20 protein-coding genes are annotated in these 26,360 nt (G+C 70.3%); 10 read left to right on the top strand and 10 right to left on the bottom strand.

The genetic code is table 11. The features are described 5' to 3' along the window. Positions 1-134: 134 nt before the first annotated feature. Positions 135-1,901 (top strand): phosphomethylpyrimidine synthase ThiC, encoded by a 1,767-nt coding sequence (gene thiC, locus HNQ79_RS18550; RefSeq protein WP_185032429.1) that lies wholly within the window; start codon positions 135-137, stop codon positions 1,899-1,901. 129 nt (positions 1,902-2,030) lie between these two features. Here the strand turns inward: thiC and HNQ79_RS18545 are convergent, their stop codons facing one another. The 3 genes from HNQ79_RS18545 to HNQ79_RS18535 form a co-directional block, all read right to left on the bottom strand. Next, positions 2,031-2,864, bottom strand: a complete 834-nt coding sequence (locus HNQ79_RS18545) for a hypothetical protein (protein WP_185032427.1) — start codon at positions 2,862-2,864, stop codon at positions 2,031-2,033. A 181-nt stretch (positions 2,865-3,045) separates the two neighbouring features. Continuing rightward, positions 3,046-4,308, bottom strand: coding sequence for a metallophosphoesterase (locus HNQ79_RS18540; protein WP_185032425.1), 1,263 nt, complete (start codon positions 4,306-4,308; stop codon positions 3,046-3,048). Between the two features lie 255 nt (positions 4,309-4,563). After that, positions 4,564-5,685, bottom strand: coding sequence for a LacI family DNA-binding transcriptional regulator (locus HNQ79_RS18535; RefSeq protein WP_185032423.1), 1,122 nt, complete (start codon positions 5,683-5,685; stop codon positions 4,564-4,566). 389 nt (positions 5,686-6,074) lie between these two features. On the opposite strand from HNQ79_RS18535, the gene hisC reads away from it, so the two are divergent. From hisC to HNQ79_RS18510, 5 genes are all read left to right on the top strand, one after another. Beyond that, entirely contained in the window at positions 6,075-7,181 is a 1,107-nt protein-coding gene (gene hisC / locus HNQ79_RS18530) for a histidinol-phosphate transaminase (RefSeq protein WP_185032421.1), read from the top strand. Between the two features lie 289 nt (positions 7,182-7,470). Beyond that, a complete protein-coding gene (locus tag HNQ79_RS18525; RefSeq protein ID WP_185032419.1) occupies positions 7,471-8,979 on the top strand; it encodes a cytochrome ubiquinol oxidase subunit I in 1,509 nt (502 codons plus the stop codon). A 16-nt stretch (positions 8,980-8,995) separates the two neighbouring features. Further along, positions 8,996-10,000 (top strand): cytochrome d ubiquinol oxidase subunit II, encoded by a 1,005-nt coding sequence (cydB, locus tag HNQ79_RS18520; protein ID WP_185032416.1) that lies wholly within the window; start codon positions 8,996-8,998, stop codon positions 9,998-10,000. 68 nt (positions 10,001-10,068) lie between these two features. Next, on the top strand, positions 10,069-13,641 hold the full coding sequence (cydD, locus tag HNQ79_RS18515; protein WP_185032414.1) for a thiol reductant ABC exporter subunit CydD: 3,573 nt from the start codon (positions 10,069-10,071) through the stop codon (positions 13,639-13,641). Positions 13,642-13,661: 20 nt separating this feature from the next. Then, positions 13,662-15,416, top strand: a complete 1,755-nt coding sequence (locus HNQ79_RS18510; RefSeq protein ID WP_185032413.1) for a sensor histidine kinase — start codon at positions 13,662-13,664, stop codon at positions 15,414-15,416. 48 nt (positions 15,417-15,464) lie between these two features. Here HNQ79_RS18510 and HNQ79_RS18505 read toward each other — a convergent pair whose 3' ends face one another. From HNQ79_RS18505 to HNQ79_RS18475, 7 genes are all read right to left on the bottom strand, one after another. After that, the gene (locus tag HNQ79_RS18505; RefSeq protein WP_373312487.1) at positions 15,465-16,361 is read right to left on the bottom strand and encodes an HAD family hydrolase; all 897 of its coding nucleotides are present in this window, start codon (positions 16,359-16,361) and stop codon (positions 15,465-15,467) included. Between the two features lie 82 nt (positions 16,362-16,443). Continuing rightward, complete coding sequence (locus HNQ79_RS18500; RefSeq protein ID WP_185032409.1) at positions 16,444-17,358, bottom strand: LLM class flavin-dependent oxidoreductase; 915 nt, start codon at positions 17,356-17,358, stop codon at positions 16,444-16,446. 156 nt (positions 17,359-17,514) lie between these two features. Then, a complete protein-coding gene (locus HNQ79_RS18495; RefSeq protein ID WP_185032407.1) occupies positions 17,515-18,078 on the bottom strand; it encodes an RNA 2'-phosphotransferase in 564 nt (187 codons plus the stop codon). A 135-nt stretch (positions 18,079-18,213) separates the two neighbouring features. Continuing rightward, entirely contained in the window at positions 18,214-19,215 is a 1,002-nt protein-coding gene (locus HNQ79_RS18490) for a MerR family transcriptional regulator (RefSeq protein ID WP_185032404.1), read from the bottom strand. Between the two features lie 66 nt (positions 19,216-19,281). Beyond that, complete coding sequence (locus tag HNQ79_RS18485; RefSeq protein ID WP_185032402.1) at positions 19,282-19,854, bottom strand: metal-dependent hydrolase; 573 nt, start codon at positions 19,852-19,854, stop codon at positions 19,282-19,284. After that, on the bottom strand, positions 19,836-21,650 hold the full coding sequence (locus HNQ79_RS18480) for an SDR family oxidoreductase (protein ID WP_185032682.1): 1,815 nt from the start codon (positions 21,648-21,650) through the stop codon (positions 19,836-19,838). Before HNQ79_RS18480 ends, HNQ79_RS18485 begins: the two co-directional genes overlap by 19 nt. Positions 21,651-21,652: 2 nt before the next feature. After that, the gene (locus tag HNQ79_RS18475) at positions 21,653-22,510 is read right to left on the bottom strand and encodes a M24 family metallopeptidase (RefSeq protein WP_185032400.1); all 858 of its coding nucleotides are present in this window, start codon (positions 22,508-22,510) and stop codon (positions 21,653-21,655) included. A gap of 266 nt (positions 22,511-22,776) precedes the next feature. On the opposite strand from HNQ79_RS18475, the gene HNQ79_RS18470 reads away from it, so the two are divergent. The 4 genes from HNQ79_RS18470 to HNQ79_RS18455 are packed head-to-tail and all read left to right on the top strand — an operon-like array spanning position 22,777 to position 26,340. Next, entirely contained in the window at positions 22,777-23,796 is a 1,020-nt protein-coding gene (locus HNQ79_RS18470; RefSeq protein WP_229923254.1) for an ABC transporter ATP-binding protein, read from the top strand. Beyond that, positions 23,786-24,697, top strand: coding sequence for an ABC transporter permease (locus HNQ79_RS18465; RefSeq protein WP_185032398.1), 912 nt, complete (start codon positions 23,786-23,788; stop codon positions 24,695-24,697). Before HNQ79_RS18470 ends, HNQ79_RS18465 begins: the two co-directional genes overlap by 11 nt. Beyond that, on the top strand, positions 24,694-25,605 hold the full coding sequence (locus HNQ79_RS18460; protein WP_185032396.1) for an ABC transporter ATP-binding protein: 912 nt from the start codon (positions 24,694-24,696) through the stop codon (positions 25,603-25,605). Before HNQ79_RS18465 ends, HNQ79_RS18460 begins: the two co-directional genes overlap by 4 nt. Positions 25,606-25,620: 15 nt before the next feature. After that, positions 25,621-26,340 (top strand): ABC transporter permease, encoded by a 720-nt coding sequence (locus HNQ79_RS18455; protein ID WP_185032394.1) that lies wholly within the window; start codon positions 25,621-25,623, stop codon positions 26,338-26,340. Positions 26,341-26,360 lie beyond the last annotated feature (20 nt).

Here is a 26,360-nt window from a genome sequence, read left to right as displayed (position 1 = left end):
CAAACCTTTTGCACACGCGGGAGCTCGGAGCACCGGGCTGAGAGGGCGCTGACCTCCGTACACATGGGTACGGAAAAGGCTGCGTCGACCGCCGAACCTGTTACCGGGTAATGCCGGCGTAGGGAGTAGGTCTCATGACCACGATGGATGCACGCACGCCTGCCCGCAACGAGGGCGAGCGCACGCCGGGCTGGCACAAGGGGTACGTCGAGGGCTCGCGCCCCGACCTCCGGGTGCCGGTCCGCCAGGTGCACCTGACCAATGGCAAGGACGTGACGCTGTACGACACGTCCGGCCCGTACACCGACCCGACCATCGAGACGGACGTACGGCGCGGACTCGCCCCGCTGCGCGAGAACTGGATCATCGGCCGTGGCGACACCGAGGAGTACGCGGGCCGTCCGGTCCGCCCCGAGGACGACGGCATCAAGCACACCTCGCCCCGCGGCGGCCTGCGGAACCTCGACGCGGTCTTCCCCGGCCGCCCGCGCCAGCCCCGGCGGGGACGTGACGGGCAGGCGGTGACCCAGCTCGCGTACGCACGACGCGGCGAGATCACCCCGGAGATGGAGTACGTGGCCATCCGGGAGAACGTCTCCCCCGAGGTCGTCCGGGAGGAGATCGCGGCCGGGCGCGCGGTGCTGCCCGCGAACGTGAACCACCCGGAGATCGAGCCGATGATCATCGGCAAGCGCTTCCTGGTGAAGGTCAACGCCAACATCGGGAACTCCGCGGTCACTTCCTCCATCGAGGAGGAGGTGGACAAGATGACGTGGGCGACCAAGTGGGGCGCGGACACCGTCATGGACCTGTCCACCGGCCGCAACATCCACACCACCCGCGAGTGGATCCTGCGCAACGCACCCGTTCCCATCGGCACCGTGCCGCTCTACCAGGCACTGGAGAAGGTCGACGGCCGCGCCGAGGAACTGACCTGGGAGGTCTACAAGGACACGGTGATCGAACAGGCCGAGCAGGGCGTGGACTACATGACCGTCCACGCGGGCGTGCGCCTCGCGTACGTGCCGTTGACCGCGCGCCGCAAGACCGGCATCGTCTCGCGCGGCGGATCGATCATGGCGGCCTGGTGCCTGGCCCACCACAAGGAATCGTTCCTGTACGAGCACTTCGAGGAGCTCTGCGAGATTCTCGCGGCGTACGACGTGACGTACTCCCTCGGCGACGGCCTGCGCCCCGGCTCGATCGCGGACGCCAACGACGAGGCTCAGTTCGCGGAACTGACGACGCTCGGGGAACTCAACACGGTCGCCAAGCGGTTCCACGTACAGACGATGATCGAGGGCCCGGGACACGTCCCGATGCACAAAATCAAGGAGAACATCGACCTTCAGCAGGAGATCTGCGAGGAGGCGCCGTTCTACACGCTCGGCCCACTGACGACCGATGTGGCCCCCGCCTACGACCACATCACCTCCGGCATCGGCGCCGCGATGATCGCCTGGTGGGGCACCGCGATGCTCTGTTACGTGACGCCCAAGGAGCACCTGGGGCTGCCCAACCGGGACGACGTGAAGACCGGCGTCATCACGTACAAGATCGCCGCGCACGCGGCGGACCTCGCCAAGGGACACCCCGGCGCGCAGGAGTGGGACGACGCCCTGTCGGACGCCCGCTTCGAGTTCCGGTGGGAGGACCAGTTCAACCTGGCCCTCGACCCGGACACGGCACGGGAGTTCCACGACGAGACGCTGCCCGCCGAACCGGCGAAGACGGCCCACTTCTGCTCGATGTGCGGGCCGAAGTTCTGCTCGATGAAGATCAGCCACGACATCAGGCGGGAGCACGGGGGCACCGCCGAGGAGATCGAGGCGGGCATGGCGGAAAAGTCCAAGGAGTTCGCCGCAGCCGGCAACCGGGTCTATCTGCCGATCGCCGACTAGCGTCGGGCGAACGTTCCCAAGGAGAAGCGGAGTCGGTGGTTCCGGGTTGTTCGGCTCGTGGACCGGACCACCGGCACTCCGCTGTGCGGTCCGGACCCGGGCTTTTTCGCTCCGGGGCCCGGGCCGTCGTCACTCCGGTGTGTGGTCCGGGCCGCCGTAGTCGGGACTGGAGAAGTCCGGGCTGGAGTAGCTGGGCCGGGTCTTGTGCCCGTTGTGGGCGTTGTTCTCGCTCGGACTGCTGAAGTCCGGACGGGAGTAACCGAGACCGGGGATGCGGCCGGTCCGCCGGGGAGGCCCGGAGTCCGGTTCCTGGTCCGCTGACGGGCTGGTGAGCGCGTCGCGCAGGAAGGGGATGATGCCGCGCTCCAGCAGGGCGTGCTTCCAGGCCTCCCTGGCCCGGTCGATCTCCTCCGTGCCGGCGGTGTGCCGGGCCACCGGCAGCGCGGTCGAGCCGTTGCGCAGTGCGGTGATGAGCAGTCCGATGGCCGCGCCGAGCAGTCCTGCCGCGGCGAGCGCGCCGAACACCCACCCGGCGGTCACCAGGGCCTCCGCGACGGCCGGTTCGGGCGTGATCAGGCGCAGCAGAAAACCGACGAGCAGCAGTACCACCGCGGCCACGCCGGCCAGTACGGGCGTCAGAACGGCCAGTACGGCGACGGCTCCCGCTCCCGAGGCCTCCGCCTTCTCGCTCATGTCCGCCGGAAGCAGGGCGCCCGCCGCAGGCAGGGAGGGGGCGCGGAGATCGCCCCGCACCTTCACGTAGTGGTCGTACTCGGCCGAGGCGTGCCCGGCGATGATCTCCCGGGCGTTGAGTGCGGCGGTGCGCAGCTGCTCGCTGTTGAGCCGGCCGCCCAGCGCGGCGATTTCCGGATGTTCGTGGGCGGTGCGCAGTGCTTCGTCGAGGGTCCGCTCGAACTCGGGGCGGTCCTCGGCCAGCAGGTGCGGAACGCTGTTCATGTGCATCCCCCGATACTCCGTAGGGCCGAATTCCCGCGTCGGTCGGGTAATTGGGCGGAAACGGAGGAGAGCCTGCTACGGATAACCCGATGGTAGAGCGCCTACGGCACGGGGTGACAGGGGGTTTGAGGAAATTGGCCCGGAGCCCGGAGCGAGCTCGTAGGCTGTATGTCTTCCCTCGTCACCCTCAGTCATTCAGCGGGAGTTGCACCACCAGAAGCTTTCCGGCCATGGTCACTCCGCCGTCCATGGCGATCGCGAGTCCGTCCGCGTAGACGTGCGGACCCTCCACGACCGGCCCCGAGCTGCCCTCTCCGTCTCCGGCGTCCTCGCCCCCCACCTCGCCCAGAAGGTAGGGAATGGGGCTGTGACCGTGCACGATGCGCTCGCCGCCATATGCGGCGAGCAGTTCCCGTACGGCATTGGCACCGCCTTCGTCACGGAAAGCGAATCGCTTGGTGAATTTGCGGAAGACGTCCCAGCATTCGTCCGCGTCGTTGCGCGTGAGGATGTCGTGCACCGTGTCGTTGACGTCCGTGATGGTGCTGCCGTAGTCCAGGTAGGCGGTGGTGTCGGAGTGGGTCAGGAGGTGCCCGTCCTCCAGTGCCACCGCGTCCAGCCGGGCCATCCACTGGAGGTGGACGTCCTGGAGGCGTTCCATGTCGTACTTCTGACCGCCGTTGAGCAGCCAGGCGGCCTGAAACGTGGCGGTGCCCGCTCCGGAGCTGACGGCGGTGTCGCCGAAGCGCCGGGCGCCGAGCAGCAGCAGCTCGTGGTTGCCCATCAGCGCCTTGCAGTAGCCGCCGGCCGCCGCCGCTTCCGCGGAGAGGCGCATCACGAGGTCGATGACGCCGATGCCGTCGGGGCCGCGGTCGGTGAAGTCGCCGAGGAACCACAGCCGGGCGTTGCCTGCCGCCCAGTGACCCTCGTCGTCGATCAGTCCCTGCTCGTGCAGGGCGTCGAGGAGCTCGACCAGGTAGCCGTGCACATCGCCGACGACGAACAGCGGGCCCAGCCCTTCGCCCTCCTGGGCGGCGGACATGTCGGGCTGCGGGATGCGCAGGGTGTCGCCGGGGCCGCCCTGGTCGTCCCGGCTTATCACCGGGAGGTCGCGCTGGGTGGGCGTGTAGCCCTCGGGCTCCTCGCCGGCGTCGCCGAACGCGTCCGCGCCGTACGCCTGCTGGCCGTCGTGGGGCTGCTGCTCCCCGTACGCCTGCGGGGCGCCGTACGCCTGGTTCGGTACGTATGCCTGACGGCCGCCGTACGCGTGTCCTTCGCCGTATGCCTGTTCCGCACCGTGCGGCGGCTTCGTGCCGTACGCCTGCTCCGTGTCGTACGCCGACTCGGTGTCGTACGGCGTCGCCACGGGTGCCTGCGCGTACGGAGGCACCCGGAAGTCCCGCACCGTCGCCGTCCGCACCGCGGGTCCCTGACCGGCCCCCTGAGTCATTGACCCCTCCACCACCGTCGCACCGCCGTACACCTTGGAATTCCCACCGGGTCTCGGGTGGTCCGCCGTGTCGTGCGCCCATCATAGGAATGCGGCCCGTGCTGTGTGAGGCACCAGGGGTGGTGAATCCGCGTACACCCGCAGTTCACTGATGGTTTCGCCCGGATTGCGGAGATCAGTACCAGTGCCCGGCCGGTACGGATTCCGGGGCGGCTCCCCGCGATCGACCCGTCCCGGCGCCCGCGGCCCGCCGCGTCAGTCCCCCGAGGGCGAGCGCGGGGCGCTCACCGTGGTGCGCGGTGGGCGTCGCTGGGACGAGGTACGGATGATGAGTTCGGTCGGTATCACCTGTTCGACGGGTTGCCCGGTGTTCAGTCCCTCGATGGCGTCGATGAGGAGCTGGACGACGGCGGTGCCGATCCGTCGGGGCTTGAGCGAGAGCGTGGTGATGGGCGGCTCGGTGCTCGCGTACACGGTCGACTCCGAACAGCAGACGAGCAGCAGGTCCTCGGGAACCCGCAGCCCGTAGCGGCGGGCGGCGGCCAGGAGGTCGGTGCCGTTGGGGTCGAAGAGCCCGTACACGGCGTCCGGCCGGTCCGGCCGGGCGAGCAGCCGGTCGGCTGCGACGGCGCCCGCACACGGGTCGTGCGCCGGGTAGGACTCGTACACCGGGTCCTGTCCGACGCGCTCGCACCAGCGCAGATAGGCGGTGGTGGAGAGCCGGGTGTAGGTGTCGGTGGTGGTTCCGGTGAGCAGGCCGATGCGCCGGGCGCCGGCGTCGGCGAGATGGTCGAGGAGTTCGAGTACGGCGGCCTCGTGGTCGTTGTCGACCCAGGCGGTGACCGGGAGGTCGCCGGACGGGCGTCCGTCGGAGACGACAGGCAGGCCCTGGCGCATGAGTTCGGTGACGACCTGGTCGTCGTCGGAGGGGTCGATGACGACGGTCCCGTCGAGCGCGACGTTCTGCCACACGTCGAAGGGGCTGTGCCGGGAGGACGCGGGGAGGATGACGAGGGCGTAGCCGCGGGCGAGCGCGGCCGAGGTCGCGGCTCTGGCCATCTCCGCGAAGTACGCGAATTCGGTGAAGGTGAAAGGTTCATCCCCGTACGTGGTGACGGTCAGACCGATGAGGCCCGACTTGCCGGTACGGAGGGTTCGGGCCGCGGCCGACGGGCGGTAGCCCAGCCGGTCGGCGACCTCGCGGACATGGCTGCGGGTGGCGTCCGGGAGCCGGCCCTTGCCGTTGAGGGCGTCGGAGACAGTCGTGATGGAGACGCCGGCCGCGGCGGCAACATCCCGGATGCCCGCGCGTCCTGGCCGACTGCCTCGCCGGGGTGTCTCGGTCCGGCTCACCTGATGCTTCCCTGCTGCTGTCATGGCGAGCCGATAGTAGGGCGCGGAGCACTGGTTGGCCTTCGCGCATATGCGCCGATTAGCAGGCACGTTTCTGCATGGGTCTACGCGCTCAATGACCATGGAAACGGCGGGAGTTGTCGCCACTTCGGCGTGAAGTCCTCCGGCATGCGGTCCGGGCCCGGTGGCTGGCGGATATTTCGGGGAGGTCTCAACTCACCACTTCGAGGGACGCGCGCCACGGCGTGAGCCACCGGCGCGCAAACACGGAGAGAGCGCGCCCCTTGCCGCTCGCGCCCTCCGGGAGGTCCCGGCCGGCCGGTGAAGCGTCCTTCGGCAGCCCCTTCGCAGCGCCGCCCAATCCTCATAGGGTGAGCAGTATTGGCGGTACGTACGGTCGAGGAGGACCTTCAGTGAGCGAGACGAACGGTACGAGCGAGGCGCACCCCCGACTGCGCGCGGTGCTGGACGGCATCCCCACGTACAAGCCCGGCAAGCCGGCCGCTGCCGCCGACGCCGACGGGCCGACGGCGTACAAGCTGTCCTCCAACGAGAACCCCTTCCCTCCCCTGCCGGGCGTCATGGAGCGTGCGGTCGAGGCGGCCGGCGGCTTCAACCGCTACCCGGACATGGCCTGCACGGGTCTGATGGAGGAGCTCGCCGCACGCTTCGGGGTTCCCGTATCCCACCTGGCCACCGGCACGGGCTCGGTCGGCGTCGCGCAGTCCCTGCTCCAGGCGACCTCGGGGCCGGGCGACGAGGTCATCTACGCGTGGCGGTCGTTCGAGGCGTATCCGATCATCACGCAGGTCAGCGGGGCCACCGCGGTCCCGGTGCCGCTGACCGACGGCGACGTGCACGACCTGGAGGCGATGGCGGCCGCGATTACCGAGCGGACCCGGCTGATCTTCGTCTGCAACCCCAACAACCCCACCGGCACCGTCGTGCGCAGGGCGGAACTGGAGCGCTTCCTGGACCGGGTGCCGGGGGACGTGCTGGTCGTACTGGACGAGGCGTACCGGGAGTTCATCCGCGACGAGCAGGTGCCCGACGGCATCGAGCTCCACCGGGACCGTCCGAACGTGGCGGTGCTGCGTACCTTCTCCAAGGCGTACGGTCTGGCCGGGCTCCGGGTCGGCTTCGCGGTGGCGCACGAGCCGGTGGCGGCGGCGCTGCGCAAGACGGCCGTCCCGTTCGGCGTGAGCCAGATCGCCCAGGAGGCCGCGGTCGCCTCGCTGCGTTCCGAGAGCGCGCTGCTGGAGCGGGTGGACGCGCTGGTGGGTGAGCGCACGCGGGTCTACGAGGCGCTGGTCGGCCAGGGGTGGACGGTGCCGGAGACGCAGGCGAACTTCGTGTGGCTGCGGCTGGGGGACCGCACGACCGACTTCGCGGCGGCGTGCGACCGGGCCGGCGTCGTGGTCCGGCCGTTCGCGGGCGAGGGGGTGCGGGTGACGATCGGCGAGACCGAGGCGAACGATCTGTTCCTGAAGGCGGCGGAGGAGTTCCGCAAGGAGCTCTAATGCTTCTGCCGGCCGGGCTGGGCTGCGGCCCCGCCGGTGAAGCGCTCTTCGTTGTCGCCGGTCGTGCTGTGGGTTCGGCTGTGACTTCCGGTGCCCCTGTGAGCCCTGATGCGGCCCGTGGGGGCATCGGCGGTTTCCAGGGGGACCCCCCTGGAGGACCCCGAAAAGACGTGCGACATAATGCTTGTGAATGTGAACGCGTTCACAAGCGCGTCCCGTTCATCCCATTACCTATGGGATTAAAGGGGCAAAGTGCCGCTGTTGCTGCGGTGACGTAAGGAGCGACGACGTGGACCTGGCTCTGGCGCCAGAGACCCTGGCGCGATGGCAGTTCGGTATCACCACCGTCTATCACTTCCTGTTCGTCCCCCTGACGATCTCGCTCGCCGCGCTCACCGCCGGCCTGCAGACCGCCTGGGTGCGGACCAACAAGGAGAAGTACCTCAAGGCGACCAAGTTCTGGGGCAAGCTCTTCCTCATCAACATCGCGATGGGGGTCGTCACCGGCATCGTGCAGGAGTTCCAGTTCGGGATGAACTGGTCCGACTACTCCCGCTTCGTCGGCGACATCTTCGGTGCGCCGCTCGCCTTCGAAGCACTGATCGCGTTCTTCTTCGAATCGACCTTCATCGGGCTGTGGATCTTCGGCTGGGACAAGCTGCCGAAGAAGATCCACCTGGCCTGCATATGGCTGGTGTCGATAGGCACCGTCCTCTCCGCGTACTTCATCCTCGCGGCCAATTCCTGGATGCAGCACCCGGTCGGCTTCCGGATCAACAAGGAGCGCGGGCGCGCCGAGCTCACCGACTTCTGGAAGGTCCTCACCCAGGACACCGCGCTCAACCAGTTCTTCCACACCATCACCGCCGCCTTCCTGGTCGGTGGTGCCTTCATGGTCGGCATAGCCGCCTTTCACCTGGCCCGCAGAAAGCACATCGGGGTGATGCGCACCTCGCTCCGGCTCGGGCTGGTCACGGTGGTGATCGCCGGTCTGATGACCGCGATCAGCGGCGACATGCTCGGCAAGGTCATGTACAGGCAGCAGCCCATGAAGATGTCCGCCGCCGAAGCCCTCTGGGAGGGCGAGGCGCCCGCCCCGTTCTCCGTCTTCGCGATCGGCGACGTCGACAAGGGCCACAACCGGGTCACCATCGAGATCCCCGGCGTGCTGTCCTTCCTCGCTCACGACAACTTCACCGAGTACGTGCCGGGCATCAACGAACTCAACAAGGCCGCGCAGGAGAAGTACGGGCCCGGCGACTACCGGCCCAACATCCCCGTCGCCTACTGGGGCTTCCGCTGGATGATCGGCTTCGGCATGGCGTCCTTCGGTCTCGGACTGCTAGGTCTGTGGCTGACCAGGAAGAGGTTCCTGCTGCCACCGGGGCTGCGGACCGGCGAGGACGAGGTGCCGAACCTGGTGCTCTTCCGCACGAAGGTGCTCAGCCCCCGCCTCGCCTCCCTGTACTGGGTCGTCGCGCTGTGGACCATGCTCTTCCCGCTGATCGCCAGCTCGTGGGGCTGGATCTTCACCGAGATGGGACGCCAGCCCTGGGTCGTCTACGGCGTCCTGAAGACCTCCGCGGCTGTCTCCCCCGGCGTCTCGCAGGGCGAGGTCCTCACCTCGATGCTCGTCTTCACCAGCCTGTACGCGGTGCTTGCCGTGATCGAGGTCAGGCTGATGATCAAGTACGTCAGAATCGGCCCCCCGGAGCTCACCGAGGCCGACCTCAATCCGCCCACGAAGATCGGCGGCGACGACCGCGATCCCGACCGGCCGATGGCCTTCTCGTACTGAGGAATGGGGAACTGCTGTGGAACTCCATGACGTCTGGTTCGTCCTGATCGCCGTCCTGTGGATCGGCTACTTCTTCCTGGAGGGCTTCGACTTCGGGATCGGTGTCCTGACCAGACTGCTCGCCAGGGACCGCAAGGAACGACGGGTCCTGATCAACACCATCGGACCCGTCTGGGACGGCAACGAGGTCTGGCTGCTGACCGCCGGCGGTGCCACCTTCGCCGCCTTCCCCGAGTGGTACGCCACCCTCTTCAGCGGTTTCTATCTGCCGCTGCTGCTCATCCTGGTCTGCCTGATCGTGCGCGGAGTCGCCTTCGAGTACCGGCACAAGCGGGCCGAGGAACGCTGGCAGACCAACTGGGAACACGCGATCTTCTGGACCTCGCTGCTGCCCGCCTTCCTGTGGGGCGTGGCCTTCGCGAACATCGTGCGAGGCGTGAAGATCGACAAGGACATGGAATACGTCGGAAACTTCCTCGACCTGCTCCACCCGTACGCCCTGCTGGGTGGGCTGGTCACGCTCACCCTGTTCACCTTCCACGGCGCGGTGTTCGCGGGACTCAAGACGCTCGGGGACATCCGGGTACGGGCACGGGTCCTGGCGCTTCGGCTGGGCGCGGTGGCGGTTGTGCTGGCGCTGGTCTTCCTGGTGTGGACCCAGCGCGACACGGGCGGCGGTACCAGCAGCCTTGTCGCCCTGGTCGTAGCGGTGCTGGCGCTTGCCGTTGCCCTTGTGTGCACGGCGGCGGGGCGCGAAGGATGGGCGTTCGCACTGTCGGGCGTGACCATCGCGGCCGCGTTCGCCATGCTGTTCCTGGCGCTGTTCCCGAACGTCATGCCGTCCTCGCTGAACGAGGCGTGGAGCCTCAACGTCACCAACGCCTCGTCCAGCCCGTACACACTGAAGATCATGACCTGGTGCGCAGCCATCGCCACTCCGCTGGTGCTGCTCTACCAGGGCTGGACGTACTGGGTCTTCAGGAAGCGCATCGGCACGCAGCACCTCGCCGACGCGCACTGAGACCGTCCGATGAGAACCTGCCCGTCCAGCCGTGACCGGGACCCGTCCTGCAGTGGGGGATGTTTCACGTGAAACCGATCGACCCGCGTCTGCTCCGCCACGCCCGTGCCACTCGCTTCTTCCTCGCGGCGGTGGTGGTCCTCGGACTCGCCGGGGCGGGACTGGTCGTCGCCCAGGCGATGCTCATCGCCGAGGCCGTGGTCGGCGCTTTCCAGGACGGGCAGGGAGCCGCGGAGCTGCGCACTTCCCTGATCCTGCTGGCAGCAGTGGCTCTCGGCCGGGCGTTCGTGGCCTGGCTGACCGAGCTCGCCGCACACCGGGCGAGCGCGGCGGTCAAGTCGGAATTGCGGGGACGGCTGCTGGAGCGAGCAGCGGCTCTCGGTCCCGGGTGGCTCGGCGGACAGCGGGTGGGCTCGCTGATCGCCCTGGCCACGCGAGGGGTCGATGCGCTGGACGACTACTTCTCGCGGTATCTGCCGCAGCTGGGGCTGGCCGTCGTCGTACCGGTGGCGGTGCTGGCGCGGATCGTCACCGAGGACTGGGTGTCGGCCGCCATCATCGTGGTGACGCTGCCGCTCATCCCGCTCTTCATGATTCTCATCGGGTGGGCCACCCAGGCCCGGATGGACCGTCAGTGGCAATTGCTGTCGCGGCTGTCCGGGCACTTCCTGGACGTGGTCGCCGGGCTGCCCACGCTCAAGGTGTTCGGGCGTGCCAAGGCGCAGGCCGAGTCGATCCGGGAGATCACGGGGGAGTACCGGCGCGCCACCATGAGGACGCTGCGGATCGCCTTCCTGTCGTCCTTCGCACTGGAGTTGCTGGCCACGCTGTCGGTGGCGCTGGTCGCCGTCACCATCGGCATGCGGCTCGTGCACGGCGACCTGGATCTGTACACCGGGCTCGTGATCCTGATTCTGGCCCCGGAGGCGTATCTGCCGCTGCGGCAGGTCGGGGCGCAGTACCATGCGGCGGCCGAGGGCCTGTCGGCCGCCGAGGAGATTTTCGCGGTCCTGGAGAGTGAGCTGCCGCAGAGCGGCACAGGAGAGCCGCCGGCTTCCGTCGCGCTGCGGGTCGACGGCGTGACCGTACGGCACGAGGGGCGGACGGCTGCTTCGCTGGAGTCGGCATCGCTGACCGTGGCGGAGGGCGAGACGGTCGCGGTCGTCGGGCCGAGCGGAGTGGGCAAGACGACGCTGCTGAACGCACTGCTGGGCTTCGTACCGCTGGAAGCCGGGCGGGTGCTGGTCGGCGGCGTGGACCTGGCGTCCGTGTCCCTGGAGAAGTGGCGGGAGCGTGTGGCATGGGTGCCGCAGCGGCCGCACCTGTTCGCCGGTTCCGTCGCCGAGAACGTCCGGCTGGCCCGGCCCGACGCGGACGACGCGGCGGTGCTCCAGGCACTGCGGGACGCGGGGGCGTACGACTTCGTGGCCGCGCTGCCGCAGAAGGCCGAGACGCTGCTCGGCGAGGACGGCGCAGGAATCTCCGCCGGACAGCGGCAGCGGATCGCACTGGCGAGGGCATTCCTCGCGGACCGTCCGGTGTTGTTGCTCGACGAGCCGACGGCCTCGCTGGACGGTGAGACGGAGGCGCAGATCGTCGAGGCGGTGCGGCGGCTCGCGGCGGGGCGGACCGTGGTGCTGGTCGTGCACCGGCCGGCACTGCTGGCGGTGGCGGACAAGGTGGTGCGGCTGGGGCAGGCGGGTGCTGGGGCCAGCCCGCCCGCCGTGCCGCTCTCGCCTGAGCAGGCGGCCCCCGCACGAACGCCGGACACGGCGGCGGGCCCGGCAGGCGGTACGCGATCCCCGGCGCGGGCGGTGGCCGAAGCGGGGCCGGGCGCCGATGTTTCACGTGAAACGCGCGGCGGCTGGCTGCGCCGGGTGCGGCAGGACGCAGGTGAGCAGCGGGGTCGGCTCGGGTTGGCGCTGCTGCTGGGCAGCCTGGCGCTGGGATCGGCCGTGGGGCTCATGGCGGTGTCCGGATGGCTGATCTCGCGGGCTTCCGAGCAGCCGCCGGTGCTGTATCTGATGATGGCGGTCACCGCGACGAGGGCCTTCGGTATCGGGCGGGCCGTATTCCGGTACGCGGAGCGGCTGGTGTCGCACGACGCGGTGCTGCGGATGCTCGCCGACATGCGAGTCGCCGTTTACCGGCGGCTGGAGCGCATCGCGCCCGCCGGGCTGCGCGAGGTACGGCGCGGGGACCTGCTGTCACGGCTGGTGGCGGACGTCGACGCGCTGCAGGACTACTGGCTGCGCTGGGCGTTGCCGGCCAGGGCCGCGGTGGTGGTGGGCGTCGCCTCGGTCGGGTTCACCGGGTGGATGTTGCCCGAGGCCGGTGCGGTGCTGGCCGTCGGTCTGCTGGTCGCCGGGGTGGCGGTGCCGACGGTGAGCGCATGGGTGGCGCGGCGGGCGGAGCGCCGGCTGGCCCCGGCGCGGGGTGCGCTGGCGGTGCGGGTGGCAGACCTGCTCGGCGGGGTGGGCGAGTTGACGGTGGCGGGAGCGCTCGGGCGCCGGGCCGCCGCCGTGCGGGACGCGGACGGGATACTGACGCGGATCGCGTCGCGGGGTGCTTCGGCGACCGCGCTGGGCGGCGGGCTGTCCGCACTGGTGAGCGGGCTGACCGTGGTCGCGGCGGCCTGGGTCGGGGTGCAGGCGGTGTTCGAGGGGCGGCTCGCAGGCGTGCAGCTCGCGGTGGTGGTTCTGACGCCGCTGGCCGCGTTCGAGGCGGTGACCGGGATGCCGCTGGCCGTGCAGTACCGGCAACGGGTACGGCGCAGTGCGGAGCGGGTGCACGAGGTGCTGGACGCGCCTCTGCCCGTCCTGGAGCCCGAGAAGGCCGGGAAGGCGCCCGCGTCGCCCTTCCCCCTGGAGGTAAGGGGCTTGGCCGCGCGGTATCCGGGGCAGCAGGGGCACGCCCTCGCCGAGGTGGACCTGACCCTTGAGGCCGGGAAACGGATCGCGGTCATCGGCACGAGCGGGGCAGGCAAGACGACCCTCGCTCAAGTGCTCCTCCGGTTCCTGGACGCTGAGCGGGGGACCTACACCCTCGGCGGAGTGGCCGCCGACGCGCTCGACGGGGACGAGGTGCGACGGATGGTGGGGCTGTGCGCGCAGGACGCGCATCTCTTCGACAGTTCCGTACGGGAGAACCTGCGGCTGGCCAGGACCGGCGCGGACGACGCGGAGCTGTGGGACGCGCTCGGTCGGGCCCGGCTGCGCGAGTGGGTGGAGACGCTGCCCGCCGGGCTCGACACGCTCGTGGGTGAGCACGGGGCGCGGCTGTCCGGCGGGCAGCGGCAGCGACTCGCTCTGGCCAGGGCGCTGTTGGCGGATTTCCCCGTACTCGTGCTGGACGAACCGGCCGAGCACTTGGATCTGTCGACGGCGGACGCGCTGACCACCGACCTTCTCGCTGCCACGGAAGGGCGTACGACGGTGTTGATCACGCACCGGTTGCATGGGCTGGAGGCGGTGGACGAGGTACTGGTGCTGGACGCGGGCCGAGTGGTGCAGCGCGGGGAGTTCGCCGTGCTGGCCAGGAGCGAGGGTGCGCTGCGGCGGATGCTGGAGCGGGAGAGGGCGGTGGAACCGGCAGCGCAAGCGGGTGCAACCGCTGCACAGTCGACTTTCCCCTGCAAATAGGACTAACTAGTCTGAAGAGCATGTCAGTGCAGCAGGACCCGCCCGCCTCAGCGGATTCGCCGCCGCCCCACGGCGGGGTTGCCTCCCATGACTCGCTTGCCGCGGCAGCGGAGGCGACCCGCGGCCTCCAGGGGCTGTCGACCGAGCTCACCGCCCGGGTGCCGCACTTGTTGGAGGCCATGCGGTCAGTGGGTACCGGTCTGGAACTGCACTCCACCCTGGACCGGATCTGCGAGACGGCTGCCGAGCTGGCGGACGCCCGGTACGCGGCGATCGGGGTCGTCGACGACGAGGGCGAGGGGCTCTCGGACTTCGTGACACACGGCGTCAGCGGGACCGAGGCAGCGGCCATCGGACGGCTGCCGGCCGGGCACAAGGGGCTGTTGGGGGCTCTCATCGCGGACCCGGAGCCGCTACGGCTGGCGGACCTGACGGCCGATCCCCGTTTCGAGGGCTTTCCACCGCACCACCCGCCGATGCGGACTTTCCTCGGTGTGCCGATCCGGGTGCAGGACAGGATCTTCGGCAACCTCTACCTGGCCGAGAAGAAGGGCGCGGAGGAGTTCAACGACTACGACCTGCACATGCTGCGGGTGCTGGCCACGGAGGCGGGCATCGCCATCGGCAACGCCCGGCTGTACGAAGCGGCGCGCCAGCGGGAGCGGTGGATCGACGGGTCGGTGGCGGTGACGACCGCTCTGCTGTCCGGTGAGGGCGTGGACGACGCGCTCACCGTGGTCGCCGAACAGGCGCGTCGGCTGGCGGACTCGGCGGCGGGCATGGTGCTGCTGCCGGCCGCCGAGGGCGGTCTGGAGATCGCGGCGGTCTCCGCGGACAATCCCGGGGAGTCGCTGGGCCAGGTGATTCCGGTGGAGAGTCCGATCGTGGCGCTGCTGCTGGCCGGGGAGGCGGTGTTCGTACAGGACTCCGCCACCGACCCGCGCATGATCACGAAGCTCTCCCAGCGGTACGGGCCGAGCATGCTGCTGCCGTTGCACAGCGGCGGCCGGGTACTGGGCGCGCTCGCCACCCCGCGGGCCCGGGGCGGGAAGCAGTTCACCGAGGCGGAGCGGACCCTGGCGACGCAGTTCGCCTCGCAGGCGGCGCTGGCGCTGATGATGGCGGAGTCGCAGCGTGACCGGGAGCGGCTCGCGGTGTATGAGGACCGCGACCGGATCGCCCGTGACCTGCACGATCTCGTCATCCAGCGGCTGTTCGCGACGGGGATGATGCTGGAGAGCGCACAGCGCAGGTCGATCGTGCCCGAGGTGCAGGTGGGCGTGGGCAAGGCCGTGGACGAGCTGGACGTCACCATCCAGGAGATCCGCACGGCGATCTTCGCCCTCCAGCAGGGGCCGGCGGAGGCACCGTCCGGGCTGCGCACCAGGGTGCTGCGGGAGATCAACATGGCGTCGGTGCCGCTGGGCTTCAAACCCGCGCACCGCTTCGTCGGACCGGTGGACGCGCTGGTCGGCGAACTCACGGGCAAGAACCTTGTCGCGGCGCTGCGGGAAACGCTGTCGAACGCCTTCCGGCACGCGGACGCCTCACGGATCGAGGTCGTCGTCGACGCCACGGCGACCCTGGCCGACGGCCGCCGCTCGGTGCGGCTCACCGTCGCGGACGACGGTGTGGGCATTCCGGAGGGCGGCCGGCGCAGCGGGCTGCGGAACCTGGCACGGCGGGCGGAGGCGCTGGGCGGCTCCAGCTCGTACGGGCCGGGACTGGGCGACGGGGGCGGCGGAACCGCGGTGGTGTGGGAGGCCCCTCTGTAGGAGGGGCGCGTTGTAGGGGGGCGCGACCCGGGCCCCGCGGAGCCGGTGTCAGTCCTCGGTCGGCCCGTCGTAGTGCCCGGCCAGGATGCGTTCGATGACGACCGCGACGCCGTCCTCGTTGTTGGGAGCCGTGCGGCCGGAGGCGGCGGCCAGGACCGCCGGGTGGGCGTTGCCCATGGCGTACGAACGGCCCGCCCAGGCGAGCATCTCGATGTCGTTGGGCATGTCGCCGAAGGCCACGACCTCCTCGGGCGAAATGCCGCGCTCGGCGCAGCAGCGGGCCAGGGTGCTCGCCTTGGAGACGCCCAGGCCGCTGATCTCCAGGAGTGCGGTCGGGCTGGAGCGGGTGACCGAGCCGAAGTCGGCGACCGTTGCACGGGCCAGGTCCAGGAAGTCGTCCGGGGTGAGGGACGGGTGGTGGGCCAGCAGCTTGATCACCGCGGCGCCGCTGCCCGGACTCTCCTCGTGCAGCAGTTCCTCGGCGGTGGCGATGCTAGCCGCCGCGTCGAACTGGAACGGCGGGTATGCGGGCTCGTAGTGGATGCCGGTGGTCAGCTCCACCGCGAACGACGTGCCCGGCGCGACGGCGCGCAGCGCGGCGACGGTGGAGAGGGCGTCGGCCCGCTCCAGCGGGCGCACCTCGATCAGCTCACCTCCCGCGTGCAGGTCGACGACCGCGGCGCCGTTCGCGCAGATCGCGAGGCCGTGGCCGTGGACGTGCGCACTGACCACGTCCATCCAGCGGGCCGGGCGGCCGGTCACGAAGAACACCTCGATGCCGGCGGCCTCGGCGGAGGCGAGAGCCGCGACGGTGCGCTCCGAGACGGTCTTGTCGTCGCGCAGCAGGGTGCCGTCGAGGTCGGTGGCGATCAGGCGTGGGGCGACGGCGGGGACTGCGCCGGTCCCCGCGGTCGGGAGGGAGCGAGGGTCGATAGCTGAGGTCACCGTTTCATCTTCTCGCATGGAACGCACGGACGTGCGAAAGCGTGCACATCTGAGAGGGCAGGTCCGGAACGGGGCCTTCCGCTCAGCCGCGGTTTCCGAGCTGGGCGAGCCCCTCGCTCGCGATCTGCTCAAAGACCTTCTCGTCCGCCGCGAACTGGGTTCCGGCGATCGGCCAGTGCAGCACGATCTCGTCGATCCCCAGCTCCGTGTGCCGGCCCGCGAAATCCACGAACGCGTCGAGGGAGTCGAGCGGCCGGTCCGGGGTGAACCCGGTCAGCAGGGTCTTGCCCAGCTCCCCCGCGTCCCGCCCGATCTCCTCGCAGGCCGACCCCAGTTTGGCGACCTGCCCCCGGATCGCTTCCAGGGACTGGTCCGGTGTGCCCTCCGCGAAGAGCTTGGGGTCCCCGGTGGTCACCCACGCCTGGCCGTGCCGCGCCGCCAGTTTCAGTCCGCGCGGCCCGGTCGCCGCCACCGCGAACGGCAACCGGGGGCGCTGGAGGCACCCGGGGATGTTCCGTACGTCGCCCGCCGAGAAGAACCGGCCCTCGTGCGTCACGGCGTCCTCGGTCAGCAGCCGGTCCAGCAGCGGTACGAACTCCGCGAACCGGTCGGCCCGCTCGCGCGGCGTCCACGGCTGCGCACCCTCCGGCAGCAGCGCCGTCGCGTCGAAGCCGCCCGCGCTGCCCGCACCGATGCCCAGGGTGACGCGTCCGTCGCTGATGTCGTCGAGCGAGATCAGTTCCTTGGCCAGGGTCACCGGGTGGCGGAAGTTGGGCGAGGTGACGAGCGTACCCAGCCGCATCCGGTCGGTGGCGGACGCGGCGGCGGTCAGGGTCGGCAGCGCACCGAACCACGGACCCTCGCGGAACGGCACCCGCCAGGAAAGGTGGTCGTAGGTGTAAGCGGTGTGGAAGCCCAGTTCCTCGGCCCGCTGCCAGACCTCCCTGCCTCCCTCGTGCCAGCGACGGATCGGCAGAATCACAGTGCTCAGACGCATGATCCCGACTCTACGGGCTTCGCCGCGGCTGTGGAGTTGCTCGTCGCGGGGGCCCTCTTCGGGAAGTGGGCAGGCGTCTTTTGTGCACCGGGCAGTCGTCCCGCGTGACGCGGGCACACGTCGTCGAAGCCCCTCGTCGGGGAGGGGGAAGCCCTTTCAGGAGTCCGGGAAGCGCAAGAAGCGCGTCGGCACGCACGCCGTCAGCCACACCCCGTTGGCGCTGACCCTGAAGACGTGTCCCGCGCGGTGCATCGCCCCCGCGTCCACGGACAGCACCACCGGCCGGCCCCGGCGGGAGCCGACCCGGGTGGCCGTCTCCCGGTCGGGCGAGAGATGGACATCGTCGCAGGCCATGGGACGCAGGCCCTCGGCGCGGATCGCCGCCAGGGCGCGGGGGTGGGTGCCGTGAAAGAGGTACGCGGGCGGCTCGGCGGGCGGCAGGGCGAGGTCGACGCCGACCGTGTGGCCCTGGCTGGCACGGATCAGCGGGCCGCGGCCCGGTGCGTCGTCCCGTACTGCGAAGCGCTGCTTGTCGTTGACGGCGACGACGTGGTCCAGCTCGGCGCGGCTGAGGGGGAAGCCGTGTTCCGCGGCTGCCCGGAGCAGGGTGTCGATCTCCACCCAGCCGTGTGCGTCGAGAGTGATGCCGATGCGCTCGGGCTGGTGCCGCAGATGCTTCGAGAGGTACTTCGACACCTGCACCGCACGTTGTTCGTCCATGGCGGCAGGGTCCCGGAGAGTACGACGGGGGCGCATCCGAATTCTCGTTCCCGGCACGCCAGTTCTGAGTAATCCACAGCCAGGGCCCCTTTTCCACAGTGGAAAGAGCGAATCTGTGGATAACTCGCGGACTCTTTAGAGTGATTTGTCAAATTTCGCGGTATCCCGCGGTGTGGAAGCCAGCGCATCCAGGGTGCGCGCCTGGATCTCGCGTTCGGTGGCCGCTGCGACAAAGGCCGCAACATTCTCGTATCCCACCAGATCCCGCACAGCGGCGACCAGGGATGCCGGCAGCGCCACCCTCTCCTCCGTCGGCCCCGCGGAGCGCGACCCCTTCTCCGGCCCGACGGCGAGCGTCTCCTCCTCCGGTGCCGGCGGGGGCACGGTCCCCAGGTGCTGCTGAAGGTGCCGTGTCGCGAACAACCGCATGGCGCGGGCGAGTTCGGCGTCCACGCTCTGCTGCGCGAGGGGGCGCAGCCTCCGTACGAGTGCGGCCGCCTCCGCCGCGTCCGCGTCCTTCGGCGGCCGGTGACCGAGGTAGCGGGCGAAGACGTGCTCGGTGGTGAACTCCAGGAATCGCGACGCTATGTGCTCGACCTGCCCGCGCAGTTCCCACAGGTGCCCCGAGATCGCCGCCAGCGGCACCCCGGCCGCGTGCAGCTCCGCGGCCACCGCCAGCTCCTGCGGCGACGGTACGAGAAACTCGTCGTCCCGGTCCGGAAGCCTCTCCAGTACGCCCAGCGCGACCGCCTCCGTCACCGCCGCCTCGTCGCGTAGGCCGCCGAACCGCGCGTCCAGCTCTGTCCGTGAGATGCGGCCCGGCTCCTCGTCGGTCCACGGCCCGCCCACCTCCGCGACCAGGCCGAGCACCCCGCCGAGGCCCCGTCCCGCGTCCCACGCGTCCAGCAGCTCCTTGATACTGGCCAGCGTGTAACCGCGTTCCAGGAGGTCGGCGATCTGGCGCAGTCTGGCCAGATGCGGATCCCCGTACACATTGGCCCTCCCGCGGCGCTCCGGCCGGGGAAGCAGCCCGCGGTCCTGGTAGGCGCGGATCGTACGGACCGTGGCGCCGCTGAGCTGTGCCAGGTCCTCGATCCGGTACTCGGCCGCCACCTGACGCGATGGTCGCGCGGACATGCTTACTCCCTCCCGCCGGCGCCGGCCGGTCACCCGGCTTCCCCGGAACCGGAACCTCCGGGTGCCTCAGGGCCGCAGTGCCGCGCGTCCCACCGCGCCCGCCGCGGGCGAGGTGGCCAGGTACTCGACGGCCCTGCGCAGCGAGCCTTCCTGGGAAGGATGGTAAGACCGCCGCGAGTAGCACGGTATCGCCGAGCCCAGCTCCCGCCAGTCCGGCAACAGCCCCTTCGCCAACGCCCTGTTGTGTTCCCGCAGCGAGTACCTCAGCCGTCCCGCGAGACGGGGGTCGTGCCGTATGAGGTACGAGGCGCCCCAGGCCCACAGCCACAGCACCACCGGCGCGACCACGACCATGACCTCGATGCGGCGGGCGTACCGGGGCGGGCCCCCGCCGCCGCAGTGCTGGTACATGTCGAAGGCGACCGCCCGGTGCTCGACCTCCTCCGCGCCGTGCCGGCGCAGCAGGTCGAGCTGCAGCACGTTGATGACGTGGGTGGCGGTCGGCTCGTCCGGTATCCAGTGAAGCGGTGTCCCCTGCCAGTCGAAGGAGACCCGGCGGGGCACGATGACATGGCCCTCGTCGCTCTGTTGGCCCTGCTCGCGAGGGCGGGGAACGGTGCTCACAGTGACGGATCCCATCGGGCGATCGCGCGCAGGACCCCGGGCGCGAAACGGGACAGGAGGAGGGCGCCACGCGCCTCCGGCGTCACCGGTACCACGGCCTGCTTCTGCACCACCGCGCGCAGGACGGCGTCGGCGACCTTCTCCGGCGGGTAGTTGCGCAGTCCGTAGAGCCGCGAAGACCGCTTCTGCTTGCGTTTCTCCTCGTCCGCACTCACTCCGGTGAAGCGTGAGGTGGCGGTGATGTTGGTGTTGACGAAGCCGGGACAGATCGCGCTGACGCCGATGCCCTGGCCGGCCAGTTCGGCACGCAGGCACTCACTGAGCATCAGTACCGCCGCTTTGGACGTGCTGTACGCGGGCAGCGCCCGGGACGGCTGGTACACGGCTGCCGAGGCGGTGTTGACGATGTGCCCGCCCTGGCCGCGCTCGGCCATCTGCCTGCCGAAGGTGCGGCAGCCGTGGATGACGCCCCACAGGTTGGCGTCGAGGACCTTCTTCCAGTCCTGCGCGGAGGTGGTCATGAAGGAGCCGGACATTCCGATCCCGGCGTTGTTGACCAGCACGTCCACCACGCCGTGGTCGGCCGCGACCCTGGCCGCGAGCTTCTCCATCGCCCGGCCGTCACCGACGTCGACGACTTCCGGCCAGGCTTCCGGCGCACCGATCAGCCGAGCCAGTTCCGCGGTCCGCGCGGCGCCCTCCTCGTCCCGGTCCACGGCGACCACCCGCGCGCCGGCCTCGGCGAACGCGAACGCGGTGGCCCGGCCGATGCCGCTGGCCGCCCCGGTCACCAGGACCAGCTGCCCGGCGAACCGGTCCGCGTACTTACCGCCCACCGCGGCGGGGAGGGGGCCCACCCCGGCCCCGCGGTCCTCGTTCGCCAGAACGAACTCGGCCGTCCAGGCGGCGAGTTGATCGGGCCGGGTGCGTGGAACCCAGTGTTTGGCGGGCAGCGTACGGCGTAGGAGCTGTGGGACCCACGTCTCCAGCTCGTCGTACAGCCGCTCCGACAGGAAGGGGTCCCGGGTCGGCGTGATCAGCTGCACCGGTACGTGGGCGTACGCGTCCGTGCGCGGCCTGCGCAGACGGGTGCGCACGTTGTCGCGGTACAGCCAGGCGCCGTGCGCCGCGTCCTGCGGCAGCGACGCCGTCGGGTACCCGCCCGCCGGGACCTTCTCCATCCGCTGGAGGATTCTGGGCCACCGCTTGCCGAGCGGTCCCCGCCAGGCCAGTTCGGGCAGCGCAGGGGTGTGCAGCAGGTACACGTACCAGGACTTGGCGCCCTGACCCAGGAGCTGGGCGGCCCTGCGCGGGGTCGGCCGGGACATCCGCTTCGCGATCCAGTGCCCGAAGTGGTCCAGCGAGGGCCCGGACAGGGACGTGAAGGACGCGATCCGTCCCCGGGTGCGCTCGACCGTCGCGAACTCCCAGCCCTGTACGGATCCCCAGTCGTGCCCCACCAGGTGCACCGGCCGGTCCGGGCTGACCGCGTCCGCGACCGCCAGGAAGTCGTCGGTCAGCTTCTCCAGCGTGAATCCCCCGCGCAGCGGCTCGGGAGCGGAGGACCTGCCGTGCCCGCGCACGTCGTACAGGACCACGTGGAAGCGCCCCGACAGGCGCGTCGCGACGTCGGACCACACCTCTTTGCTGTCGGGGTACCCGTGCAGCAGCACCACTGTCGGCTGCGTCGCGTCACCCAGCTCGGCGACGCACAGTTCGATCCCTCCGGTCCGCACCCGGCGCTCGCGTGCCCCCTCCGGGCCGCCCTCCCCGGCCGGGCCCGCCGTCCCGTCCCATCCAGCCACGCCCATCGTCATGCCGCCCTCTCCTCGGCCCAGCGCCGCACGTGCGGCAGGTCGTCGTCCAGCCAGAAGGCGCTCTGTTCGGGGTCCTTGGAGTCGGTGACCACCAGGATCTCCTCGAACTTCACGCCCGTACCCCTGAATCCGAGGTGCGGTTCCACCGCCCACAGGCCCGGCTGCGGCGGGTGGTCGGAGAACTTGTGCGGGCTCCACAGCGGCGACCAGCCCTCCCGGTGCCCGTGCAGCGCATCCGACGCCAGCCCCTTCAGCGACTGCGTCCCGAACCCGAACACCTGCGGCGACCAGCGGCGTTCCTTCACCCGGTCGATCTTGTGGGCGATCACGCCGAACGGATAGGCGCCGTGCCGGTTGGCGTACCCCTGGCGCACCATCAGCCGCTCGACGTTCTCGTAGATCTCCCGCAGCGGGCGTCTCTCGCGCACCTGGTCCAGGAGCAGGGTGCGGTGCGCCTCCAGATCGGCGAGCAGCCGGTCGTGCACCGGGTTGAGGCCCAGGCAGCCGGAGTACCCGATGTCGGCGGTGAAACCGTTGTGGACGGGCGCCATGTCGAGGATGAACGGCATCCCCGGTTCCAGCCGGCGGTTCGTCGGGAAGAACTGGAACGGTGTCCGGAACCCGGTGAACGCCGTACGGTCCCCGAACCACGCGAACGGCAGGTGGAACCAGTCCCGCACCCCGCGCTCGCGCAGCCACACCCGCTGCATCCGTGCCGCGTCGCGCTCGGTCACACCCGGCCTGAGCTGCGCGGCGACGGCCTCGGCGCATTCGTACGCGAGGCGCTGCACCTGCCTGAACCCCCGCAGTCGCGCGGTCGGTCCGCCCTCCTCGCCCTGCACTGCTGAGGTCATGCCACCCGTCCGTCCCGTGCCGCGGTACGTGCTCGCAACTTGACACTGATGAATGTGACAATGCCCGGCGGCTGCGTCAAGGGGTGTGCACAACGGCCTGTGGACAACCTGGCCCCGCCCCGTCCGGGGGCTTCCGCCCCGGCCTTCTGTCCACCCTCGGTACTGCGGCCCCTACGGGTTCCTACGACCAGAGGCGGAGACGCCAACCACCGCCAGGGCTGACGTGCAATGTGGTCCGCGCCACTACCTTCGGAAAGGTGACTGCCGTGATCGCAACCGAAGCCCTGAGCAAGCGGTTCCCCCGGGTAACCGCGCTTGACCGGCTCTCGTTGGACATCGGACCCGGAGTAACGGGCCTGGTGGGATCCAACGGAGCCGGCAAGTCCACCTTGATCAAGATCCTGCTGGGTCTGTCCCCCGCCACGGAGGGACGTGCCGCAGTGCTCGGCCTCGACGTGGCGACGAGCGGTGCGGAGATCCGCGAGCGCGTGGGGTACATGCCCGAGCACGACTGCCTGCCACCGGACGTGTCGGCCACCGAGTTCGTCGTCCACATGGCGCGCATGTCGGGTCTCCCCGCCACCGCCGCACGCGAGCGGACCGCCGACACCCTGCGCCACGTCGGCCTCTACGAAGAGCGCTACCGCCCCATCGGCGGCTACTCGACCGGCATGAAGCAGCGGGTGAAGCTGGCCCAGGCCCTGGTCCACGACCCGCAACTGGTCCTTCTCGACGAGCCGACCAACGGCCTCGACCCGGTCGGCCGCGACGAGATGCTCGGCCTCATCCGCCGCATCCACACCGACTTCGGCATCTCCGTCCTGGTCACCTCGCACCTCCTGGGCGAGCTGGAGCGCACCTGCGACCACGTCGTCGTCATCGACGGCGGAGCGCTGCTGCGGTCCAGTTCGACCAGTGACTTCACCCAGACCACCACCACCCTCGCGGTCGAGGTCACCGACTCCGACGCCCACCCCGACGGCACGCGCGCGTTGCGCGAGGCGCTCACCGCGGCCGGCGTGACCCTGCACGCGGCGGAGGAGCAGGGTCTGCCCGGCGCGGGCCACGTCCTGCTGGTCGAGGGCGAGGGCGAAGCGACGTACGACCTGGTGCGCGACACGGTCGCCGACCTGGGCATCGGCCTGGTCCGCATGGAACAGCGCCGCCACCACATCGCCGAGGTCTTCCACGCCGGCCCCCAGGAACAACAGATCCAGCAGCAGTCCCAGCAACCAGCGCACGCGCAGCTCGCACCGCAGACGGGAGGCGGCCACGATGGCAACTGAGCTCACTCCGCCGGGCGCCGACCCGACGCGCATCCACAACATCGGCTACCGCAAGTACGACGGGCAGCGGCTCGGCCGCTCCTACGCCAGGCGCTCGCTCTACTCGCAGTCCCTGCGCGGCGCGTACGGACTGGGCCGCAGCGCCAAGTCCAAGGTGCTGCCGATGATCCTGTTCGGTGTGATGGTCCTGGTCGCGGCGATCATCGTCGCGGTCGCGGTGGCCGCCCCGGCGGGCACCATGACCAAACTGCCGCTCTCCTACACGGCGTTCGCGATCTCCCTCCAGCCGGTGATCGGCCTCTACCTCGCCTCGCAGGCACCGCAGACCGTCTCGCGCGACCTGCGCTTCAAGACGGTGCCGCTGTACTTCTCCCGGCCCATCGAGCGCCGGGACTACGTCCTCGCCAAGTACGGGGCGATGGCCTCCGCGCTGTTCGTCCTCACCGCCGTTCCGCTGGTGGTCCTCTACGCGGGCGCGCTGCTCGCCAAGTTCGACTTCGGAGCCCAGACCAAGGGCTTCGGGCAGGGGCTGGTGTCCGTGGCACTGCTGTCCGTCCTGTTCGCCGGCCTCGGCCTGGTGATGGCCGCACTGACGCCGCGCCGCGGGTTCGGTGTCGCCGCCGTCATCGCCCTCTTCACCATCTCCTACGGTGCGGTCTCCACCGTCCAGGTCATCGCCTACAGCCAGGAAGCGACCGGCGCCGTCTCCTGGCTCGGCCTCTTCTCGCCCGCCACCCTCATCGACGGCGTCCAGACCGCCTTCCTCGGGGCCTCCTCCGGCTACCCCGGCGGGTACGGGCCCGGGGCCGGTGCGGGCGTGGTCCACCTGCTGGTCGTCCTCGCGCTCATCGCAGGCTCGTACGCCGTACTGATGCGCCGCTACCGGAAGGTCGGGCTGTGACCACGATCGACATCACCAAGGCCTCCCGCTGGTTCGGGAACGTGGTCGCCGTCAACGACGTGACCATGAACATCGGCCCCGGCGTGACGGGCCTCCTCGGCCCCAACGGCGCCGGAAAGTCCACTCTGATCAACATGATGGGCGGCTTCCTCGCCCCCTCCAACGGCACCGTCACCCTCGACGGCAAGCCGATCTGGCGCAACGAGGAGGTCTACAAGGAGATCGGCGTCGTCCCCGAGCGGGAGGCGATGTACGACTTCCTCACCGGACGCGAATTCGTCGTCGCCAACGCCGAGCTGCACGGCCTCGACGACCGCGCGGCCGCACAGGCGCTCGCCACGGTCGAGATGGAGTACGCCCAGGACCGCAAGATCGCCACGTACAGCAAGGGCATGCGCCAGCGCGTCAAGATGGCGTCCGCCCTGGTCCACGACCCCTCGGTACTGCTTCTGGACGAGCCGTTCAACGGCATGGACCCGCGCCAGCGCATGCAGCTGATGGACCTGCTGCGCCGGATGGGCGGCGAGGGCCGCGCCGTGCTGTTCTCCTCGCACATTCTGGAAGAGGTCGAGCAGCTCGCCTCGCACATCGAGGTGATCGTCGCCGGGCGGCACGCCGCCTCCGGCGACTTCCGCAAGATCCGCCGACTGATGACGGACCGCCCGCACCGCTACCTCGTCCGCTCGGGCGACGACCGTGCCCTGGCGGCCGCGCTGATCGCCGACCCGTCCACGGCCGGCATCGAGGTCGACTACACGGAACGGGCGCTGCGCATCCAGGCCGTCGACTTCGGCCGCTTCACCGAGCTGCTCCCGCGGGTCGCACGTGAGCACGGCATCCGCCTGTTCACGGTGCAGCCCTCCGACGAGTCCCTCGAGTCGGTCTTCTCCTACCTCGTCACGGCCTGAAAGGAGCTTGCTGCGATGTACGAACCCACAGTCGCCCGGCTCACCTACCGGGCCCTTCTCGGCCGCCGCCGGGCGGCCATCCTCTTCATCCTGCCGGCGCTGCTCCTCGTGATCGCCGTCGCGGTGCGGGCGCTGGTCGGCGTGGACGACCAGGTCGCCGCCGACGTCCTGGGCGGCTTCGCGCTGGCCACCATGGTCCCGCTGATCGGCGTCATCGCCGGTACGGGCGCCATCGGCCCGGAGATCGACGACGGCTCGATCGTCTACCTGCTCTCCAAGCCGGTGAAGCGCCCCACGATCATCTTCACCAAGCTGATCGTCGCCATCGCCGTCACCATGGCCTTCTCCGCGATCCCGACCTTCATCGCGGGCATGATCCTCAACGGCAACGGCGGGCAGGTCGCGATCGCCTACACGATCGCCGCACTGGTCGCCTCCATCGCCTACAGCGCGGTGTTCCTGCTGCTCGGCACCGTCTCGCGGCACGCGGTCGTCTTCGGCCTGGTGTACGCCCTGGTGTGGGAGGCCCTGTTCGGCAGCCTGGTACCGGGGGCGCGGACCCTCAGCATCCAGCAGTGGGCGCTCTCGCTCGCCGAAAGGATCGGCACGAACGGCACGATCACCTCGGACGTCGGGCTTCCCACGGCGGTGATCCTGCTGGTCGTCGTCACCGGCCTGGCCACCTGGTACGCGGGCCAGAAGCTGCGCTCGCTCACTCTTGCGGGTGATGAATAGCCCGAAGCGGCACTTCCGGG

Source organism: Streptomyces candidus, assembly GCF_014207445.1.
In the GTDB taxonomy this organism is placed as follows: Bacteria; Actinomycetota; Actinomycetes; order Streptomycetales; family Streptomycetaceae; genus Streptomyces; species Streptomyces candidus.
The sequence above is the reverse complement of the archived record's forward strand: the minus strand, read 5'-3'. Positions and strand labels throughout refer to the sequence as shown.